The sequence below is a fragment of the Paenibacillus wynnii genome (assembly GCF_000757885.1).
Taxonomy (GTDB): domain Bacteria; phylum Bacillota; class Bacilli; order Paenibacillales; family Paenibacillaceae; genus Paenibacillus_AQ; species Paenibacillus_AQ wynnii.
The window spans coordinates 1,338,957-1,360,624 of record NZ_JQCR01000002.1; the positions used below are offsets into that span (position 1 = coordinate 1,338,957).

Below are 21,668 nucleotides of genomic sequence, written 5' to 3' on the forward strand. Positions count from 1 at the left end.
AAAGCGACAGTAAAACTACCCGATTCTCGGGCGTTACTGATTGAATCTATCATCCTATTTCCTCGTAGTCCGGTAATTTAAGGTTCCCGGGTAGAAACTTCCGGGCCATATCCCCGGTTTTATACGAGCTGTTCATAACTTTAGTTTAACAATGCCCTACACTCCATGTCAACTTAAACACGAACATTGTCAAATAGTCTCTATAAATTGTTCGCTTTTGGACGATTCAAATTCTTAATAATCGCTTATTCTGTCGAAAGAGAGTTCAATCAGCCACTTGTTGATTGATATATGGTCTTTTATAGAAAAAAGGGGAACGCAACGGGCGCTCCTCTTCTTAACATCTATTTATTTAACAACCAGCACCGGGATACGGGCGCTCTGCACTACGTTATGACTAACGCTGCCCAGAACAAACTCACGAATTCCTCCCAAACCACGACTGCCGATTACAATTACATCCACATCTTGTTGTTTGGCATATCTCAAAATGATTTCTGCAGGTGAACCCTGTAAAAGCTCAACCACCGCATTCAGCCCTTCAGCTTCCAGTCGGCTCTTCACTTCCTCAGTTGTCTGCACTGCCAGATCATAATAATCTTTGTTCACGGAAGCCGGTAGAGGCGCGAGAGCTTCCCCAATGAAAAATCTCGGGAAATCAAATGCGTGTACGACATGAAGTACGGAATCAGGAGTTACCTTTGCCAGTTCTATTGCGCGCTCCAATGCCTTATTGGCAGCCTTAGAACCATCGTAGGCGAGTAGAATTTTAGAGAATAACATGTACGCCACCTCATTTTCTGTTTTGTCTAACTAAAAAGGGATTGATAATGCCGTTCATCTTAAAAAATAACTATAGAGCAGGACATTCAGCAGAAGCAGCAAAGGAACTCCGATCCTAAAGGATGTATGTTGCGTCTTATGGCGCTTGCGGTACATGGCAATTAACACACCTAACGCCCCGCCCATCCCTGCCAGCAAAAACAGCGTTTTCTCAGGGACGCGCTGCCGCCTTTTACGGGCCTTGTTCTTATCCTCGGACATGACCACATAACCTATAATGTTGATAACCACGAACCACGACATGACAACATTGACCATTCCTTCCGGCTCCTCCTCCTTGCATCCTACCTACCTATATTATATTACCCTTTTCGCCAAAAGACCAATTATCCTTACACTTCATGACACGTCCTTCATCCATACCCATGACAATACCGCAGCAAACGCCGCCGCAACCGCACCTAGCCAAAAGCCTCCAGTCAAACCATACACAGAGCTTATCCACCCTGCCACAAACGGTCCTCCCGACATGCCTATCGCATATACCGCCTGATAAAAGCCCATCGCTGTTGCACGCTTATATGGAGCAATACCAGACACCGACTTACCCAGCAACAGCGGAAAAATAAGTCCCTGCATAAATCCATTCCCGATCTGTGTCGCACATAATGCACCAAGGGTCGGCATCGATGGAATAAGCAGAGTGAACAACGCACTCCCCGCATAACCCAACATCAAAGTGCCCCTATCCCCCAACCGTTTTCCGAAAAAACGCGAACCATAAAGTGTCGCCACCGCATGCGGGACCATAAATGCCAACGTCAACCAGCCCAGACTTTCTTTACTCGCGCCGATATTGAGTGCCTGATTAGGGGTATAACCAAACATCGTAATAAACAGAACACAGTGTGCCAGCACAGATAACAACGATACACGGACCAGCAGAGGTTCTTTCATAACACCCGTGAGATCCTTGAGTTTAACCGCACTTTCCCTTTTCTCCGGTCTCTGTTCTGGCAGTCGTAAAGCAAGCAGAAGTGCAACGAAGGCTACAAGCCCTCCAATTAAAAAAGGTGCATTCCAACCCCAGTGCTCTACCATATATCCGCTGATCATCATACTCGTTAGTTGGGCAATTACAGTAGTAAACTGCAGCATCCCCATTGCCCGGCCAGCTTCCTCTTTCGGAAAATACCCCGCGAACATCACAGAATACACGACCCAGGCAGAGGCAGCAATACCGGATACAGCACGAGCGGCCAACGCCCATCCCGGCTGTACTCCCCACATAAATAGAAGACAGCTTGCTCCGCTAGCGATCAGACCGAGAAAAATAAACGGCCTCCGCCGATTCATATAATCTGAGCCGATGCCAATAGGTAAACGAAATAAAATCTGCATTAGTCCATATACACCAAGGACCATCCCCACCATAACATAGGAGGCACCCAAGTGCTCCACGTAGGGAGAAAGCACGGGAACGTAGATATAGGAAGAGAACCAGAATAAAAAAACGATACCTAAAAAATAAAACCGGCTGCTCCCTATCCTCTTTGAGGTCTCTAGAGCCTTCGACTGACCCGTTTGTATTTGACCCACCACTTTTGTCACCCGCCCCGTTATCATGCCGAGAAAGCCCCTTGCAATTGACTCTGAATTTTAAGTATTATCTTTTTTACCTTCCAGTGCAGCCTTCAGTAGGTCTCCAAGGTTCGAGCCGATGCTCTCCGGTTTGCTATATTGCTGAACCAGCTTCTGTTGCTCCCGCTTGTTGATATGCTTATGATCTTTGTCCATGGTCTCTGTAATTCCACAGCCAAGGCATTGCACAAACAAGCCTGCTTTACCTTCTTTCAGCTCCATTTTCTTATGGCACTGCGGGCACCGCCGGTTCGACAACCGTTTTTCACCTGCACGGGTATAGCCGCAATTATCGGCAGGGCATATTAACATCTTGCCTCGTTTGCTCTTCTTCTCCAGCAGACGTGTGCCACATTCAGGGCAATGACTGCTGGAGACATTATGCGGTTGATATTCTACTTCGCTGATTTTGACACCGGAGACGAGCTCCTGAGCCATACTGCGGATACCTTGCAAAAATGACTCTGGGCTCCCTTGACCGCGGGCGATTTTCTCCAGATCAGCTTCCCAACGCGCCGTTAAATCGGGTGTACGTAGCTGCGCCGCTACCAGACCGATCAGTTGCTTCCCTTTTCCTGTTGGATGCAGCAGAGTCCCTTGACGTTCAATCGTATCGGAGCTTACCAGCTTCTCAATAATATCCGCACGGGTTGCCGGAGTTCCCAGACCATGCTTCTCCATTTGTGTCAGCAGCGAAGCTTCATTGTAACGCTTCGGCGGCTGCGTTCGTCCCGCACGAACCATACAGCGTCTTATGGTAACTGCGTCTCCCTCTTGCAACTCCGGCAGCTTCACACTGTTGGCTGCAGGTTCATCAGCCGAATTCTCGTCATCCTCTTCATTACTTAAATCTCCGCCGTATACCTCACGCCAGCCTGCATCTTTTACCGTAGTTCCTTTTACGTATAAGCTCTCGCCTACCACATTAACAGTCACGGCTACTGCATCATAACGGGCCGGCGGATAAAACAGACTTATAAAACGCCGCACAATCAAATCGTACAGCTTACGCTCCTCATTGCTTAGCCCATTCAAAATCAGCGTCTGCTCCGTAGGAATTATCGCATGGTGATCACTTACCTTGCTGTCATCCACAATCCGCTTCGTGATGGGTAACGGTCTACGCAGCAAAGGACGTGCCAGAGCAGCATAAGGTCCTACCGCCACACTATCCAGCCGTTCCTTAAGTGTACCTGTCATATCAGAAGTCAGATAGCGGCTGTCGGTACGCGGATATGTAACCAGTTTGTGCTGCTCATACAGACGCTGAAGTACACTGGAGGTCTGCTTGGCCGAGAAGCCAAACTTCCTGTTGGCATCACGCTGAAGCTCTGTCAGATCATAGGCGAGCGGATGCGGCTCGATCTTTTCACTTTTTTGCACCTTCGTTATACGTCCATTTCCTTCGGTGAGCTTATGACTTAAGCTCAGTGTTTTCTCTTTCTCAAAAATACGCCCGTCTCCGTTACTTCCCCGCCACCCGGCTTGAAAATGCCCGAAGTCTACAGTAATTGTATCAAAATCCTGTGAACGGAAGCCCGTAATTTCTCCTTCACGGTCCATGATCATCCCGAGTGTCGGTGTCTGTACCCGACCTGCTGAGAGGGGAGCACCGAACTTGCAAGTAAGAGCCCGCGTTACGTTAAGCCCGATCATCCAATCGGCTTCTGCACGGCAGCGGGCAGATTGATATAAACGTTCGAAATCTTTTCCCGGTTTTAGCGCTGCGAAACCTTCCACAATAGCCTTATCCGTTTGCGAGGATATCCACAGCCGCCGGAACGGTTTTTTCCATCCCGCCATATTCATAATCCAACGCGCAAGCAATTCACCTTCCCGCGCAGCATCCGTTGCCACAATCAGTTCCTCGATATCCTGCCTTTTCATAAGATACTGTACCGCCTTGTACTGTTGACCGGTCTCACGCAGCACCTTCAGCTTCATTGTTTCCGGGAGAATAGGCAGGTCTTCCATAGCCCACGTCGCAAATTTATGATTATAATCCTCAGGCTCCGCAAGTCCCACCAGATGGCCTAAGGCCCAAGTAACTACATATATCGGACCTTCAAAATAACTTTTTTGTTTATCCCTACATCCCATTACCCGAGCTATTTCCCGCGCAACGGATGGCTTCTCCGCCAATACCAATACTTTCATAACGCTCCCCTTTCCATTTCGAATTTATTATAGCATTTTTAAGATTATTTTCAGTTAAGCTTGCTATAGTCATTCAAAGTTAATTAGGCAGATACCGTGGTTATGGCTATCCTGCTGCTACTCCTATCCTGCTGCTTTCTGCTGTTCACCTGTTGTTTTGCTGCTGCTTTCCTGCATTCTCCCTAATGTTACCTACGTAAAGTCGCCAGCAATAATACTTAGTTGTACTTTCTACACTTAATACATAAGGTTTGCAAGAATATTACGTTATAGGTGTATTTTCTGCAGCTATTTTCACTGGTTACAGCGTTAAGTAGGGGAACCTCGGGGAATAACTGCACCAAATACACTTATATTCACTTTGCGAGTTAACTTACAGAGAATAAGTGTATAAAGTGCAGTTAAGTTGGCTTAACCTCATACGTACTTCTTCAGATATTCTATTAGATCGCTTTAAAATCTAGACAAGCCTCAAAAAACACTTTTTCATTTTCATCACTCTGACCGCGAATAAACACTCCTTCACTAGTTACCGGTGAACGTAAAATACTAATTTCATCTCCGTACTTGGCCTCCTGCAAATAAGTTATTCGGAAATGTTGGAGTTCAGCAAACTCCCATTCGGATATAGAAAGTACATCACAGCATATATCACCATAACGAGCATTGTTCAAATGACCATTATTATCAAGCCCACTGTATTTCACCGGATATTGAAAAACTTCCTCCATAGGAACGTTCGTAGGGATTGTCACTTTATTCGGGATATCTCCTACGGAATCACCAGAGTAGGGTTCCACTTGAATAGGAAGTGCAGTGGGACGAAGAATTTTGCGTTTATCAATATCCACGAGTGCCCACACTGAACGAGCAGTTACAACTTCTTCACCCTTATCATCAGATATTCTATAATTCGCTGCCACAGTGGCCCTTTGGTTCCTTTACTCCAGGTACGGATGGTTAGAAGGTCATTCTGTTTAGGTCCGCGCCCCTAGCCTGTTTAACTTTTTACATTTTAAGCTGTATCCACATTTAAATCTACACTATCCACATATATTGGGGATTACTATAACATCTCATTTCTTATCCACATGTTAGTAACTTTTGAATCTCTGTATTAAATTTCAAGTTATCCACAATCTATACAGCTTATATTGGACACAAAAAACCACTGTTGAATAAATCAACAGTGGTCTCATGTGCTTGGCAACGTCCTACTCTCCCAGGACCCTTCGGTCCAAGTACCATCGGCGCTGGAGGTCTTAACGGTCGTGTTCGGGATGGGTACGCGTGGAACCCCTCCGCTATCGCCACCAAACGGCAGGCTTGATCGCCTGAAAACTGAATCCGAAACAAATCTGCGTTTAGATATTTGGATAAGCCCTCGACCGATTAGTATTGGTCAGCTCCATGCATTGCTGCACTTCCACCTCCAACCTATCTACCTCGTCGTCTTCAAGGGGTCTTACTAATTGGGAAATCTCATCTTGAGGGGGGCTTCACGCTTAGATGCTTTCAGCGCTTATCCCGTCCGTACGTAGCTACTCAGCCATGCTCCTGGCGGAACAACTGATGCACCAGCGGTACGTCCATCCCGGTCCTCTCGTACTAAGGACAGCTCCTCTCAAATTTCCTGCGCCCACGACAGATAGGGACCGAACTGTCTCACGACGTTCTGAACCCAGCTCGCGTACCGCTTTAATGGGCGAACAGCCCAACCCTTGGGACCTACTTCAGCCCCAGGATGCGATGAGCCGACATCGAGGTGCCAAACCTCCCCGTCGATGTGGACTCTTGGGGGAGATAAGCCTGTTATCCCCAGGGTAGCTTTTATCCGTTGAGCGATGGCCCTTCCATGCGGTACCACCGGATCACTAAGTCCGACTTTCGTCCCTGCTCGACTTGTAGGTCTCGCAGTCAAGCTCCCTTATGCCTTTGCACTCTTCGAATGATTTCCAACCATTCTGAGGGAACCTTGGAACGCCTCCGTTACTCTTTAGGAGGCGACCGCCCCAGTCAAACTGCCCGCCTGACACGGTCCCCGTACCCGATTAGGGCACTAGGTTAGAACCTAGATACGATCAGGGTGGTATCCCAACGTCGCCTCTGCAGAAGCTTGCGCTCCTACTTCTCTGGCTCCCACCTATCCTGTACAGATCGTACCCAAATTCAATATCAAGCTGCAGTAAAGCTCCATGGGGTCTTTCCGTCTTGTCGCGGGTAACCTGCATCTTCACAGGTATTAAAATTTCACCGGATCTCTCGTTGAGACAGCGCCCAAGTCGTTACGCCATTCGTGCGGGTCAGAATTTACCTGACAAGGAATTTCGCTACCTTAGGACCGTTATAGTTACGGCCGCCGTTTACTGGGGCTTCGGTTCACAGCTTCGGATTGCTCCTAACCGCTCCCCTTAACCTTCCAGCACCGGGCAGGCGTCAGCCCGTATACTTCGCCTTGCGGCTTCGCACAGACCTGTGTTTTTGCTAAACAGTCGCTTGGGCCTTTTCACTGCGGCCCCCTCGTGCTATTCACACTACCGGGGCACCCCTTCTCCCGAAGTTACGGGGTCATTTTGCCGAGTTCCTTAACGAGAGTTCTTCCGCGCGCCTTAGAATTCTCTTCTCGCCTACCTGTGTCGGTTTGCGGTACGGGCACCTTCTCCTGGCTAGAGGCTTTTCTTGGCAGTGTGAGATCATGACCTTCGCTACTACAATTTTCGCTCCCCATCACAGCCTGGCCTAATAATGTGCGGATTTGCCTACACATTAGCCTCACTGCTTAGACGGACACTTCCATCAGTCCGCGTCACTACCCTCCTGCGTCACCCCATCGCTCATAGCGGATTACGGTGGTACAGTAATTTCAAACTGTTGTCCTTCGACTACGCCTTTCGGCCTCGCCTTAGGTCCCGACTTACCCTGAGCGGACGAGCCTTCCTCAGGAAACCTTGGGCTTTCGGCGGATCAGATTCTCACTGATCTTTTCGTTACTCATACCGGCATTCTCACTTGTATACGCTCCAGCACTCCTCACGGTATACCTTCAACGTATATACAACGCTCCCCTACCCCAGATACTTAGTATCTAGCCATAGCTTCGGTGGTGTGTTTAGCCCCGTTACATTTTCGGCGCAGAGTCACTCGACCAGTGAGCTATTACGCACTCTTTCAATGGTGGCTGCTTCTAAGCCAACATCCTGGTTGTCTGTGCAACTCCACATCCTTTCCCACTTAACACACACTTGGGGACCTTAGCTGATGGTCTGGGCTGTTTCCCTTTCGACAATGGATCTTAGCACTCACTGTCTGACTCCCGGCAATAAGTATATGGCATTCGGAGTTTGACTGATCTTGGTAACCCTTGCGGGCCCCGCAACCAATCAGTGCTCTACCTCCACTACTCTAATACCGAGGCTAGCCCTAAAGCTATTTCGGGGAGAACCAGCTATCTCCGAGTTCGATTGGAATTTCTCCGCTACCCCCACCTCATCCCCGCATTTTTCAACATGCGTGGGTTCGGGCCTCCAGTGCGTGTTACCGCACCTTCACCCTGGACAGGGGTAGATCACACGGTTTCGGGTCTACGTCCACATACTCAAATCGCCCTATTCAGACTCGCTTTCGCTGCGGCTCCGTCTTCTCGACTTAACCTTGCATGTTAAACGTAACTCGCCGGTTCATTCTACAAAAGGCACGCCATCACCCATAGATAGGGCTCTGACTTTTTGTAAGCACACGGTTTCAGGTTCTATTTCACTCCCCTTCCGGGGTGCTTTTCACCTTTCCCTCACGGTACTGTTTCACTATCGGTCGCCAGGTAGTATTTAGCCTTAGCAGATGGTCCTGCTGGATTCATACGGGGTTTCACGTGCCCCGCACTACTCGGGATCCGTCTCGGAGAGAACACAGTTTAGATTACAGGGCTTTTACCTCTATCGCGGGCCTTTCCAGACCTCTTCATCTACTGTATTCCTTTGTAACTCCATGTGAGACGTCCCACAACCCCAAGGGGCAAGCCCCTTGGTTTAGGCTGTTCCGCGTTCGCTCGCCGCTACTGACGGAATCACTATTGTTTTCTCTTCCTCAGGGTACTTAGATGTTTCAGTTCCCCTGGTCTGCCTCTACATACCCTATGTATTCAGGTATGAGTAACTGCGAATTACCACAGCTGGGTTTCCCCATTCGGACACCCCCGGATCAAAGCTTGCTTACAGCTCCCCGAGGCAGTTTCGTTGTTCGCCACGTCCTTCGTCGGCTCCTGGCGCCTAGGCATCCTCCGTGTGCTCTTATTAGCTTAACCATCACTCCGGTGTTTGGCTTGTTCGCTCATCTTGTTTTGAATGATGCTCGTGGAAAACCACTCGCAAGGTATTCAAAGCCAAAGGTCGCTTCACAATCCAAAACCTTCGTTTCCAGCTAATAACTAATTTACTTGTTTGCACAAGTTATAGCTAAAAGATGTTCTAAAACGCAAATTCGTTTCGGTATCCAGTTTTCAAGGATCAAGTTTCTGTTAATTTTGGGTCGATCACGAATGTGTCGATCAAAATTACAGACAAGTTTAAAAATGAGAGCTTAAACTCTCAAAACTGAACAACGAGTGAGTGGTTCGAACCTTCAAGGGTCCTTATAGAAGCTTAACGCTTCTGTTCGAATGTTTCCGTTACAGGAAACGATTCTCCATAGAAAGGAGGTGATCCAGCCGCACCTTCCGATACGGCTACCTTGTTACGACTTCACCCCAATCATCTACCCCACCTTCGGCGGCTGGCTCCCTTGCGGGTTACCCCACCGACTTCGGGTGTTGTAAACTCTCGTGGTGTGACGGGCGGTGTGTACAAGACCCGGGAACGTATTCACCGCGGCATGCTGATCCGCGATTACTAGCAATTCCGACTTCATGCAGGCGAGTTGCAGCCTGCAATCCGAACTGAGACCGGCTTTGTTGGGATTCGCTCCACCTTGCGATTTCGCAGCCCGTTGTACCGGCCATTGTAGTACGTGTGTAGCCCAGGTCATAAGGGGCATGATGATTTGACGTCATCCCCACCTTCCTCCGGTTTGTCACCGGCAGTCTGCTTAGAGTGCCCACCATAATGTGCTGGCAACTAAGCATAAGGGTTGCGCTCGTTGCGGGACTTAACCCAACATCTCACGACACGAGCTGACGACAACCATGCACCACCTGTCTCCGATGCTCCGAAGAGGGGCACTATCTCTAATGCTTACATCGGGATGTCAAGACCTGGTAAGGTTCTTCGCGTTGCTTCGAATTAAACCACATACTCCACTGCTTGTGCGGGTCCCCGTCAATTCCTTTGAGTTTCAGTCTTGCGACCGTACTCCCCAGGCGGAGTGCTTACTGTGTTAACTTCGGCACCAAGGGTATCGAAACCCCTAACACCTAGCACTCATCGTTTACGGCGTGGACTACCAGGGTATCTAATCCTGTTTGCTCCCCACGCTTTCGCGCCTCAGCGTCAGTTACAGCCCAGAAAGTCGCCTTCGCCACTGGTGTTCCTCCACATATCTACGCATTTCACCGCTACACGTGGAATTCCACTTTCCTCTTCTGTACTCAAGCCACCCAGTTTCCAGTGCGACCTCAGGTTGAGCCCAAGGTTTAAACACCAGACTTAAATAGCCGCCTGCGCGCGCTTTACGCCCAATAATTCCGGACAACGCTTGCCCCCTACGTATTACCGCGGCTGCTGGCACGTAGTTAGCCGGGGCTTTCTTCTCAGGTACCGTCACTCCGGTAGCAGTTACTCTACCGGACGTTCTTCCCTGGCAACAGAGCTTTACGATCCGAAAACCTTCATCACTCACGCGGCATTGCTCCGTCAGGCTTTCGCCCATTGCGGAAGATTCCCTACTGCTGCCTCCCGTAGGAGTCTGGGCCGTGTCTCAGTCCCAGTGTGGCCGTTCACCCTCTCAGGTCGGCTACGCATCGTCGCCTTGGTGAGCCGTTACCTCACCAACTAGCTAATGCGCCGCAGGCCCATCCCTCAGTGACAGATTGCTCCGTCTTTCATTCTCTCCTCAGGTGAGGAAAGAAATTATCCGGTATTAGCTACCGTTTCCGGTAGTTATCCCAGTCTAAGGGGCAGGTTGCCTACGTGTTACTCACCCGTCCGCCGCTAAATGATTTTGAAAGCAAGCTTTCAAAATCACTCCGCTCGACTTGCATGTATTAGGCATGCCGCCAGCGTTCGTCCTGAGCCAGGATCAAACTCTCCAAATTGTATTTAGAAAGAGCGATTGCTCATTTTTGAAACATCTGACGAGAATTAAAAAATTCTCTGATCATGGTCTTCAAGAAGTCCATGATTTTGGATTTTACTCTCGTAAAATCCCACTCACTCGTTGTTCAGTTTTCAAAGATCAAGTTCTCGTTGTCGGCGGTTAATGTCTCACCAGCAACTCTTATAATATATCATATCCAACCGTGTAATGCAAGCTCTTTTTTCAACTTCTTTTTCGAGCTCGGCATCAACATTTCTTGGCCGGAATAAGAATATATCATGTATAGAAATCAATTGCAAGCTTTTTTTGAATGACTTCTTTTTAGTTCATCATTCATTGGTGTAGGCAAATCTCTGATAACGCTTTCTTATAATAACTCAATACTAGCTCAAAAATCAACCATTACACAAAAATAAAAACAACCTGCTTAATAGTTAAGCAGGTTGTTCATTTATCACGTTTACTTTTAATTTGTATTAGTAGAATTTAGCCGAGGTATATTTGCTGGAGCTTTTGATTAATTCGGCTGTTTTCTTGTTCTTTATCAATCCAGCATCTACTGTTGTATCAACGGTTACCCATTTCCCATTCAGTAGAACTTCATTCCAAGCATGGTACTCACTAACATAACTCGTGTTGCCCATTACCAATTTGGCTGGAATGTCTACGCTACGTAGCATCGCAGCGAACAAGGAAGAGTAATCATAACAAATACCTTTTTTGTTCGTGATCGTATTATTAATATTAGGGATGTAATCCGTAGCAACATTGGCTGCCAATGTGTAGTCATACTGTACGTTCTTAACGATGTAGTTATAGATTGCTTTCACTTTGTCTTCATCTTTGGTCAGGCCTTGTGTCAGTTGTTGAGCTTTCTGGATGGCTTTATCTGAGGAATTCCATTTAATATTCTGAACAGAATTCAAATATACAACATTAGTATTGCTTAGAGATAAGTCAACTTCTTCAGAGTATATCACTCTGTACTTGTTGCCTGTTGTGTTCTCAAGAACTGACACCTTGTAAGAACCATTACCTTGTTGGAGGGGGAAAACTTCGGTTTGATTAGAGGATACCAGGTTATAAGTGTAGCTGCTATTATCCTTAGTAATCATTAGCTTGGTACGTTTATTCGACGGCACTTCATATTGTACTCCAATTACACCTTCAGCTAACTTTGACGTGTTCAACCAAGTGGTATCGGTAGTTGCTGCTTCTGCTGTAGTAACCTGTACTGAGGTAACTAACACGAATAGTGTCATTAACATGAAATAGAACTTCTTCATGGATAAAACTCCTTTCGGTAGCTGGCTGTCATCCTTTCGGGAAGACCCTTTAGCTTTGCGTCCCTACCTTTCGATAGGTTTGCCGTTATCGTTGTAGCTTTATCTACATCTACTAGAATCATAGGAGCGAGTAGATTAAAACAAAAAAAGCCTCTTTATTCGGTAGCTGGCTGCCATCCTTTCGGGAAGGCCCTTTAGCTTTGCGTCCCTATCTTTCGATAGGTTTGCCGTTATCGTGTTTAGCTTTATATCTATTATATTACCATGTTTTCGGTAATACTCAATAGACTGGTTGATAGAATCCTCTATTTTATAATTATATTTTACGATAATTCAAATTCTCTACATTATTCAGGGTAACTTGGCATGAATTATAAGACGGTGCGTCGGATTGACCAGCGGATCACAAGTAATAAGTGTAAGGATCGAGTCCTTGTTATTGCCCTTAAGAACAGAAACGTCCGTTGGCTCCACGATAGAAATATCATAAACTTCATAATTATAGTCTTGGTTCTTGGTCTTTACCGTAATAATGTCACCTATACCCACTTCATTTAATCTGTTGAACAATCTTCCTGTCTTTCTGGCTCTATGAGCAGCAATTGCTGAATTACCAATCTCACCTAGGGGTGTTGTTTCTTTCATATGTGCTGCTGCATGCTTCATATTCGCTTTCGTAGCTCCTTCAAGCACAGGAAGCTTCAGGTCTATCTTATTTATCTCGATGAGTGCAATCACATCTCCGCCAACCTCCTGCTGAGCCTGAGCAGAGTTGTCCCCTTCTGTCTGAGCTTGCTCGTCCAACGTGGATTCCTCAGCAAGCAGCTGAGTAACCTTAGCATATCTGCTTTGTAGCTCAGCATCATTAGAAGGAGTCTCACTATCTCTGTAACTCTGTTCCGCTTCATTTACCAGCCGATTCTGCTGCCAATCGTTAAACCACTCATTAGCTTTCGGATACAGTATGACCAAAATACCGCATAGTATCAGCAGGTAGGAAAACTTTCGCATAGAATGCACTCCTCTCTATTAATAAGATAAATATATCAAAAAACCCATTTTCGGCTGCCAAAAAAATTGATGACAACCGTTACAAAGGTGACCATAACCTTAGCCATTAATACTTGAACCCCGAATTTGTCAGTCAAAAGGTTCATTAACAGCAGGGAGATACCCAGCACTACCAGATTAAGTAGAATAAATCTCAATAGCTGCTTGCGGTCAAAGCCATCTGTGCTGCTACGCTCCCGGTCTCGGAAGGTCACCTTTTTATTAAGAATAAAGCTATTGGCAGTACCTGCACTGTAGGAGATGACTTGAGCCACACCATATACCATCCCAATGGAATGTAATAATGTAAATATCGCAAAATCAACCAATGTGTTAAGAACGCCAACTGCGTTGAATTTTAGAAATTGAATGACTCCGACACGCAGGCTTTTATCGGACATGACGTTGTACCTTCAGACTTGCCTCAGATATTTCTTCATCATCTTGGTATCCTGTCGTCTCACGAACAATATAAAGCGGTCTGTCTTTGGACTCATCATAAATCCTACCGATATATTCACCGATAACACCAAGCAGCATTAGCACGATACCATTGAAAAGCAGATTAACCCCTACAATAGAAGCCCAGCCGGGTACGGTCCACGAGGTGAATAATCTCTGGAACAATACAAGAAATAAGTAAATAAAGCTGGCAAAGGAAAGAAAGAAGCCAATATAGGAAGCGATTTTGAGCGGCTTATGTGAGAAAGAGGTTATTCCGTCTAATGCAAAGCGGATCATTTTTTTCAACGGATATTTGGTCTCGCCTGCAAAACGCTCTTCCCGTACGTATTCGACCATAGTCTGGCGGAAGCCCACCCAGCTTACCAAACCTCTAACATATCGATTCTTCTCTTTCAGTCCTCTTAGTACATCACATACTTTACGGTCAATAAGACGGAAATCACCTGTGTCCGTTGGAATCTCCACACTCGTCATACTGCTTAGAAGCCTGTAGAAGAGCTTAGCCGTTACCTTTTTGAAAAGAGTCTCTCCATGTCGTTTCAATCTCTTCGCATATACAACGTCGTAGCCTTCCTTCCACTTCTCGATCATCTCTAAAATGACCTCCGGCGGATCCTGAAGATCTGCATCGATCACTACAACCGCCTGACCTTCTGAATAATCCATACCCGCGGTTATTGCTACCTGATGGCCAAAGTTACGGGAGAAATCAATCAGCTTTACGTTCTTATCACGATTAGTGATTTCCCGCATAATTTCTACTGTACGATCACGGCTCCCATCATTAACAAATAAGAGCTCATAGGACTCCCCGCAGGTGTCCATTACTTTTTTTAATCGATCGTACGTGTGGGCAATAACTTCTTCCTCGTTGAACATAGGAATAATTACGCTGTATCTAGCTTTCATTACGTTCCTCCTCAAGCATAGTCATTCTTCAACATTTAAAACACCCAGGTGGGGAACCAGCGTAAAAAATATTTAACATAATCCCCGTTAACCTCCATACCCGATAGCACCGGATAAAATGCGATAAACAACAGCACTGCAAGCCCCATAAAGATATAACGAATGTAACGGGATTTTGGGTGCTTACCGTCAAGAAGCTTCATCATATAAACAAGACTAAGAATTAGAAATGGCACCATAGCAAAGTAGTGATAAAGAAAAGTCTCACGCGGAACAAGCATCCAAGGTACAAATTGAGAAAAGAAAGCGATCCAGATCATGTACAAACTTTTATCTTTACGTTTAATAGACAGCCATAAGGCACCCAACACTGCAAAGATTCCCACCCACCAAATGAGCGGATTACCCAGAGTGACAATGCTGGTTACTTTACCCGCAGGAAGACCTTCGCCACCGCTGTAGAACCAGACTGGTCTCTTCATAAATGGCCACTGCCACCAGGATGATGCAAAAGGATGCGTAGCTACTAGCTGACTATGGTAGTTGTACATATTCTTCTGGGCATCAACTAAGCCTTTAAGCGTGTAACCCTCCGTTGTCGGTGTCAGAACAGGGATGAAAGAAAGACTATATACAAGGACAGGAATAAGAACAAAGAAAACTATGCAGCTGAGCAAGGTAAGAGTCGTGTTCTTCCAAAAGACTTTGACAGCCCCCTGGCTGGCATGTTTCAGTTCCTGATCACTAAGTTTCCCTTCAACCAAAACTCTCTTGGCCGCACGATACTGCTTATGACGCTCGAACAATACTAGAGCGAGCATAATCGCCAGCCCGGCACCGCCATACAGCACGATCCATTTGGAGGCTACTCCGATCCCGAAGAACAATCCGGACCAGAATAAGGGAACCAAGGTTTTTCTAAGTGGAACCAAATAGAAGTTCATAGTGAAATACCGCTGCATGAAATAGAACATCAGCATGATGAAGAAGACGCCGTACACATCTATAGTGGAGATACGCGTTTGGGTGAAATGCATGAAATCTAGAGCAAATAATCCTGCAGCAAGAACGGCATATCTACTCTTTCCAAACAAGCGCAAAGCCATAATGTAGATGAGCGGAAGCATAGCTATTCCAAAAAGCGTGCCGATAATGCGCCAACCGAACGGATTCACACCGAACAGCTCCATCCCGATAGCAATAAGCAACTTCCCAAGCGGCGGATGCGTATTCTCGTAAGGCACGATTCCATGTGTATACTCATAAGCCGTACGGGCATGATAAATTTCATCAAAGTAGGTCCCGTTCATGAACCCTGAATAGGCAGGAATTAGCGACTGCTCATCAAAAAGATGGGTTGGGCTGCCCTGTTTGGATACGACTTGGGCATCCGGCACCACACTGGTAATCGGCAACGGCGTTCTACCGCCGCCCTGCGCATACAAAGCCATTTCATGCAGCGCGAATCCCGGTGAATTAACCGTAAGCTTCATGTAACGCGCCGCTACGTTGAGGGGTTGGCTTTTCCATACAAATACATTACCCACGTCCTCGTTAACATCCAGCGGAGTACTCCAAGTATCCGGGGTTTGGCTGAATTCCAGCTGAAATTTACCCGTTCCAACGCCTCCGAATATATTTACACGCTCTAGCTGTTTGCTCTCCCCAAGATCGATATAGAAACTCTCACCTTTGGCTGATGGTTCCCATAACGTTTCCGGGGACTTGGTGGAGCCTAAATGGAAAAGGGCAAGCGCCGCATATATAGCTGTAATCAGAATAATCCCTATCCAGTCCTTACGTTGAAGCTTGAACCTCGATCCGCGTCCGTTTTCTGCAAATGGACGTATATCTTCAATAATACTCAAATCCTCGGCAGTTTTCTCCGCGGCTGTATATTGGGGAAGAAGGAGTTTGGGCTCTTTGCGTATATACACATGGTAACCAATATAGAGCATATATAACAGAAGCCCAAGATTCGTAATCGCTGTGATCAGCACAATTCCATCCGAACCGGGATTATTACCTGCGTTCAGATGGGCAAGCGTGTAACCTACATTAATATATTGAGTCAAGCTGAACCCCAGGAACAAGGTCAGGAAACGTCGGTCACGGCTTTCAATAAAACTGAATAGACACAGAATTACAACCGGGAAAAGATAACGTTCATGCATTTTGGTTCCAAGTACAAACACAACAACAATCAGGACCATTCCTATATAGTAGGACTTGGATAGATCGAGACGCTCTTTGGCAAAGGAGAAAAGGACTGCAACGGCGACAGCAACCAATATAAAGATAAATCCCCAAATACGATAGGTGATTCCCAGCCAAGTTGTATCCAGTGACGACCATAAGGGATCGGTCAGCGCATACAGGTTAAAGGCATTAACCGAAGAATACGGATAGGACGATAGAGTGCTTTTGTAAAGACGGATAATGCCGCCCAAACCGCCGTTATTCCAGAAGAAAGGAACTGCAAGCAGGATAAAAGTGCCCATACCATATAATGCCCCAACGGCAAGCTGCTTCCATGCACGGTGATGATAAAAGGCAAACAGTAGAACCGGTGTGAATATAAGCGCCTGCGGCTTAATTAATACCGCCAGTGCAAAGAATATCGCTGATCGAACGAAAGCTTTATCAACAGCCCCCCTAATACTCATGAGCAGAAATATCAGGAAAAAGGAATCCGCTTGACCCCAAGCCGCTGAATTAATAAGCACGGCAGGATTAAATAAGAAGAGGAGCATCAAACCCACAGCCAAGCCTGAACCTATTTTCTTACGCCCTATTCTAAATATCAAATATCCAAGCACGAGGTCAGAAAGGATTGCCGGCAGCTTGAAAAGAAGGGTCTCACCCGCCGAACCGTGTGCAAAACCGAATACACCTTTAATGAAACTAAGTAAATACAATACATATAAATACCCCGGGGGATAGTCTGCAAAATAACCCTTTTGATAGAAGTTTCCTGGACCCAAATCCAGCATGCGTTGACCCCAGGCAATAAAGGTATTCATGTCGTTCTCGTATCCTTGCGCGGTTATACCAATCCATATTCGCAGGATAAGGGCGGCTCCCATGGCCACAACCAACCATCTTTGATAGATGACTTCGGGTTGATCCAAAAGTCCTTTACTGCGGAAAGCTCTATTATAGAAATAAACAAACATAATTGTAAAAAGCGATGAGATTAACAGCAGCTTCGCCGGTGATATTTTATGGGGAGCTGCCGCCGGATCTTGGCTGCTTGCGTCCTGAGCTGCGGCCCCGCTATCCAATGAAATAATGTCCTTTCCGACAGGAGCAGCCTCTAAAAGTTCTACGGATAAATCATCAAAATAGGCTTTGCCTTTGATCAAGCTGGAATACCCTCCAAGGCTGGCACCTATCCCAAACTCCGTTTGCTCGGGCCCGGTTTGGCCGAAAAACTCAAGATATTGCCAGTCCCCAGCAGTATCTACAACGCTCGGATACCCGCTTCCGATCCCTACAGGGAGAATATTCGCACCCGTTCCATCACCTTCGGTGCTTACTACCTTGACCCATCCGGATATTTTATAATAACTTCCAGACTGAGCCTTAATATCCTGTATCCATTTCAAGTGATTCGGTTCCAAATTCTCAATCATAGCCGCCTTGCTGCCGGAATGGACCTCCTCTGATTGAACAGAGATCTGCCCGGAGTCGTCTCCTGCAATCCATGCATCCCTTGTCCAGTTGGAGGGAGAATTCGAATCCCCTTCTTCAAAGCCAGGATTCTGCACAAGATTCCCTGCTGCAAAGGCACCAGAAACTGGGAAAACGAATAAAAGCAGCAGGAACAGAACCAATGCAGTTATGCGTTTATTAGTAGTTATCATTGCTCAACCTTCACCTCACCGATGTTATTCCAGCGATACGCTGGTATTATGAACTCTCATTATTCATCCTTCTGGAATTAGCACAGTATAATTCGTGAATTTCGTAATGGAAAAATGCTCGCTCTCCGCCGGAAGAGACTGCAACTCTCCGTTCCAAATGATATACGCTGCCTTCTCCTTCGAGGTTATGTCCGGCCGACCAAAAACATATCTCCCAAATGAAGATACCTTCTGAAATGCATGACCGGGATTCATGTATTTAACAGTCTTTATAAAGTCATGAGGATTAACTTTCTCATAAAAAAGCACATGAATATAAGGCATGTTTACCTGATCTGTAACGTAGATCTTACCTTTACTCTCTATAGAAGCATATTGTACAGCCTCACCGAACGATTCATAAAAAGCTGGGCCAATTCTCTGAGGATAGTCGCGGAAGTATGCCGTAGCGAACAGAACAAAGAATATACTGAACAAGGCAGTTGAAGCGACTCCTGCAGCTTTTACCTTGCGGGCAAGCCCTAAAAATCCTTCAACAATTAAGAATAGCAAAGGATAAAAAATAACGTTAATCCGATTAATATTTACATCCGTGATGAGCGACATTAGAACAGATACGATAAGCCATAGCAGAATTAAAAAGGGAGGCCCCGATGCACGTTCTTTATTCCATAAGGATTGCAGCATTAGGATCAGACCCACAACAGCAAAAGGTAATGCAATAGGATAAGCGTATCCATAGGGACTAATCGCATTCCAGGGCAGTCCATCCGTTCCACTGACAATTAAACTTATAAAGTTTCGGAAATTTGCACCGGCAGCCGCCCATAAATGTCCACCGAATAGAGAGGAAATTTCCTCAACACGCGGTGTCGTCAGCTTCGGTATTGAAAAGAGCAGTGTTACTATGCTCTGGAGTTTCCAGTGGTTGATTATAATAAATAATAGAATAGGTAGTGCCAACAGTACAAACAACACAACATTCCAGACCGCTGTTCGGAGTGTCAGCATCCTGTTATATAGAAGAAATGCTGCTACGGCCAAGGCAAATACAGGTATGAAAAAATAGGCAGTCCCATACGCATACAGCGAAAGCGCTGCTATGACGGTAAAGCCATAAGACCATTTCGGGGATTGGAATGACTTTAATGCACAATAAGCTGCAATTAAAATAAGGGTCGGTAATACATTGGATTCCAACGCCCATCTTGACATCATAATATGCCATGGATTAATAGCGATAAGGAACATGGCAGCTAGGCCTGCGGACTTGGATTTAAACAAAGCTTTTGAAAAAAGATAAAATACGATCATGCCCAACAGGCCCATCAACAAGCTGACTGCCCGCACTGAAAATGGAGTTAAGCCAAAAACTAGAATAAAGGGCATGGACAAATAGGCATAAAGGGCATTTTGGCCGCTCCCCCATGAAATAAGATGAATCGGCAAGTGAATTCCGTTCCGATCTATCCCGTAATGTAGAATAGCAAATGCATCATAACCTATGGATGCTTCGTCCTGATTCAGACCTCCGGGAATCGACCCTATGTAAAGAATGCGAATTGCAGCTCCCGATAGAAACAAAACTACCAGCCACGGATTGTTTCTGCAGTAGTTGTACCCACCTATTAAACTACTCCACAACACGCATCACCTCTTCAACAATATAATCTATATGCGGGATGAAGAAAAGCCCTTCCCCATGGACTATGGAAGAAGGCCGTATATACTTAAGACAAAAAAAGCGGCCCCTTCTAATAGAAGGAGCCGCTAACTTTAAGGATTAGGTCTTAACCTTGGCTGCCGATTAATACATAACGAAGGATAATCAGAACAGCCAGTACCCACATCATCCAGTGAATGTCATACTTCTTCTTGCCGGAAAGGTTACCCACAAAAGCAAGAATAACATACGTAACAATACCGAAGGAAATACCATTAGCGATATTATAAGTGAACGGCATAATTACGAAGGTCAAGAAAGCTGGAATCGCAATAACCATATCATCAAAGTCAATTTGACGAATCGATTGTGCCATCAGTACACCAACGATAATAAGTGCTGCTGCCGTAGCTGAACCCGGAATCAATTGGACTACAGGAGCAATGAAGAGAGCAAGCAGGAAACATACACCCGTTGTTACAGCGGTAAGACCTGTACGTCCGCCTTCTGCTACACCTGCCGCGCTTTCAACATAAGCTGTCGTTGTGGAAGTACCCAACACCGCACCGCCTGCTACTGCAACCGCATCTACAAACATTGCTTTACCTACACGTTTTTTACCCTCTTCAGGGTTGTCCATAATACCTGCACGCTGTGCTGTACCCACCAGCGTACCAAAGGTATCAAACAATTCTACGAAAGTGAATGTTGCGATGGTCGAAACAATACCTGTATGAAGGATACCGTCCCAGTCAAATTCCATAAAGTTCAATTGAGTAAAATCTGGAATCCATGGTGTCTGCGGATTGGACAAGCTGCTGAAATCTACAGCACCCATTAGGATACCCGCTACAGTTGTACCGATAATACCGAACAGGATTGCACCACGAACCTTAAGTACCATTAGGATAGCAATGAGAAGCAGGCCTATAATAGCGAGCTGAACATTGGTGTTCTCCAAGCTGCCCATGTGAATTACAGTTTCAAACGAAAGTACATCTGTAAAAGTGTTCGCTGCGATGTCATTCCCGGCTTCAACGCCGATCGTCATCAAACCGCTGTTCTTAAGTCCGATAATGGTGATAAACAAACCAATACCTACTGTAATTGCATGCTTTAAACCGTCTGGAATAGCATCGAGCAATATTTGACGTACTCTGGTTATCGTTAAAAGGATAAAGATCAAACCGGAAATGAAAACCGCTGTCAATCCCATCTGCCAAGTAAAAGGAGAATCCGATGTTGCAGAAGACAATATTACGGATGCGAAGTATGCATTAAGCCCCATGCCAGGAGCCAAAGCTACTGGGAAATTTATGAACAAGCCCATAGCGATAGTAAAAATACCTGCTGCCAGTGCTGTAGCCAGAAATACGGAGTACCAGCCCATATCGATCCGGCCAAAAGCTGTCAAAGTGCCCGGATTAACCGATAGGATGTAAGCCATTGCCATAAACGTGGTCAAACCGGCCATTATTTCTGTGCGCACAGTAGTACCATTCTCTTTCAGTTTGAAAAAGCGATTCAAATTGTTCTCCCCCTAAGGTATGTTGGTATGCTGTTGACAGCAACAAAAGGCCGGAGTCTTGGGAGACGCCGGCC

The 21,668-nt window shown here is 46.1% G+C and carries 12 protein-coding genes, 3 rRNA genes and 3 riboswitches; all 15 genes read right to left on the bottom strand.

The annotated features are described in order from the left end of the window. Nucleotides 1–45 precede the first annotated feature (45 nt). Nucleotides 46–147, bottom strand: a riboswitch (purine riboswitch). Nucleotides 148–348: 201 nt separating this feature from the next. Further along, nucleotides 349–783 (bottom strand): universal stress protein, encoded by a 435-nt coding sequence (locus tag PWYN_RS08575; protein WP_036650393.1) that lies wholly within the window; start codon nucleotides 781–783, stop codon nucleotides 349–351. Nucleotides 784–837: 54 nt separating this feature from the next. Next, entirely contained in the window at nucleotides 838–1,101 is a 264-nt protein-coding gene (locus PWYN_RS08580) for a DUF1294 domain-containing protein (RefSeq protein ID WP_036650394.1), read from the bottom strand. 81 nt (nucleotides 1,102–1,182) lie between these two features. Then, nucleotides 1,183–2,409, bottom strand: coding sequence for an MFS transporter (locus PWYN_RS08585; protein WP_036650396.1), 1,227 nt, complete (start codon nucleotides 2,407–2,409; stop codon nucleotides 1,183–1,185). A gap of 33 nt (nucleotides 2,410–2,442) precedes the next feature. After that, nucleotides 2,443–4,581 carry a DNA topoisomerase III gene (locus PWYN_RS08590; protein ID WP_036650398.1) on the bottom strand — a complete coding sequence of 713 codons (2,139 nt, stop codon included), beginning with the start codon at nucleotides 4,579–4,581 and terminating at the stop codon, nucleotides 2,443–2,445. 443 nt (nucleotides 4,582–5,024) lie between these two features. After that, the gene (locus PWYN_RS08595) at nucleotides 5,025–5,504 is read right to left on the bottom strand and encodes an acyl-ACP thioesterase domain-containing protein (protein ID WP_052087844.1); all 480 of its coding nucleotides are present in this window, start codon (nucleotides 5,502–5,504) and stop codon (nucleotides 5,025–5,027) included. 278 nt (nucleotides 5,505–5,782) lie between these two features. After that, nucleotides 5,783–5,899: ribosomal RNA gene (gene rrf / locus PWYN_RS08600) — 5S ribosomal RNA — on the bottom strand. A 54-nt stretch (nucleotides 5,900–5,953) separates the two neighbouring features. After that, a 23S ribosomal RNA gene (locus PWYN_RS08605) occupies nucleotides 5,954–8,881 on the bottom strand. A gap of 386 nt (nucleotides 8,882–9,267) precedes the next feature. Next, nucleotides 9,268–10,825, bottom strand: a 16S ribosomal RNA gene (locus PWYN_RS08610). The 16S, 23S and 5S rRNA genes sit together here, the layout of an rRNA operon. Before the next feature lie 478 nt (nucleotides 10,826–11,303). Then, the gene (locus PWYN_RS08615) at nucleotides 11,304–12,113 is read right to left on the bottom strand and encodes a transglutaminase-like domain-containing protein (RefSeq protein ID WP_036650400.1); all 810 of its coding nucleotides are present in this window, start codon (nucleotides 12,111–12,113) and stop codon (nucleotides 11,304–11,306) included. 13 nt (nucleotides 12,114–12,126) lie between these two features. Continuing rightward, a riboswitch (cyclic di-GMP riboswitch) is annotated at nucleotides 12,127–12,207 on the bottom strand. Nucleotides 12,208–12,271: 64 nt separating this feature from the next. Beyond that, a riboswitch (cyclic di-GMP riboswitch) is annotated at nucleotides 12,272–12,352 on the bottom strand. A gap of 112 nt (nucleotides 12,353–12,464) precedes the next feature. After that, entirely contained in the window at nucleotides 12,465–13,124 is a 660-nt protein-coding gene (locus tag PWYN_RS08620) for a class D sortase (protein ID WP_084146651.1), read from the bottom strand. A 35-nt stretch (nucleotides 13,125–13,159) separates the two neighbouring features. Continuing rightward, complete coding sequence (locus PWYN_RS08625; RefSeq protein ID WP_036650403.1) at nucleotides 13,160–13,564, bottom strand: GtrA family protein; 405 nt, start codon at nucleotides 13,562–13,564, stop codon at nucleotides 13,160–13,162. Next, the gene (locus tag PWYN_RS08630; RefSeq protein ID WP_036650404.1) at nucleotides 13,554–14,537 is read right to left on the bottom strand and encodes a glycosyltransferase family 2 protein; all 984 of its coding nucleotides are present in this window, start codon (nucleotides 14,535–14,537) and stop codon (nucleotides 13,554–13,556) included. Before PWYN_RS08630 ends, PWYN_RS08625 begins: the two co-directional genes overlap by 11 nt. Before the next feature lie 35 nt (nucleotides 14,538–14,572). Beyond that, nucleotides 14,573–18,403, bottom strand: a complete 3,831-nt coding sequence (locus PWYN_RS08635) for a glycosyltransferase family 39 protein (protein WP_036650406.1) — start codon at nucleotides 18,401–18,403, stop codon at nucleotides 14,573–14,575. Between the two features lie 63 nt (nucleotides 18,404–18,466). Beyond that, on the bottom strand, nucleotides 18,467–20,047 hold the full coding sequence (locus tag PWYN_RS08640) for a glycosyltransferase family 39 protein (RefSeq protein ID WP_036650407.1): 1,581 nt from the start codon (nucleotides 20,045–20,047) through the stop codon (nucleotides 18,467–18,469). Between the two features lie 146 nt (nucleotides 20,048–20,193). Beyond that, complete coding sequence (locus PWYN_RS08645) at nucleotides 20,194–21,594, bottom strand: NCS2 family permease (protein ID WP_036650409.1); 1,401 nt, start codon at nucleotides 21,592–21,594, stop codon at nucleotides 20,194–20,196. Nucleotides 21,595–21,668: the final 74 nt, after the last annotated feature.

Coding starts and splice junctions, on each gene's coding strand:
- PWYN_RS08575 (WP_036650393.1), bottom strand. CDS start 783: ATGTTATTCTCTAAAATTCTACTCGCCTACGATGGTTCTAAGGCTGCC.
- PWYN_RS08580 (WP_036650394.1), bottom strand. CDS start 1,101: ATGGTCAATGTTGTCATGTCGTGGTTCGTGGTTATCAACATTATAGGT.
- PWYN_RS08585 (WP_036650396.1), bottom strand. CDS start 2,409: ATGATAACGGGGCGGGTGACAAAAGTGGTGGGTCAAATACAAACGGGT.
- PWYN_RS08590 (WP_036650398.1), bottom strand. CDS start 4,581: ATGAAAGTATTGGTATTGGCGGAGAAGCCATCCGTTGCGCGGGAAATA.
- PWYN_RS08615 (WP_036650400.1), bottom strand. CDS start 12,113: ATGAAGAAGTTCTATTTCATGTTAATGACACTATTCGTGTTAGTTACC.
- PWYN_RS08620 (WP_084146651.1), bottom strand. CDS start 13,124: ATGCGAAAGTTTTCCTACCTGCTGATACTATGCGGTATTTTGGTCATA.
- PWYN_RS08625 (WP_036650403.1), bottom strand. CDS start 13,564: ATGTCCGATAAAAGCCTGCGTGTCGGAGTCATTCAATTTCTAAAATTC.
- PWYN_RS08630 (WP_036650404.1), bottom strand. CDS start 14,537: ATGAAAGCTAGATACAGCGTAATTATTCCTATGTTCAACGAGGAAGAA.
- PWYN_RS08635 (WP_036650406.1), bottom strand. CDS start 18,403: ATGATAACTACTAATAAACGCATAACTGCATTGGTTCTGTTCCTGCTG.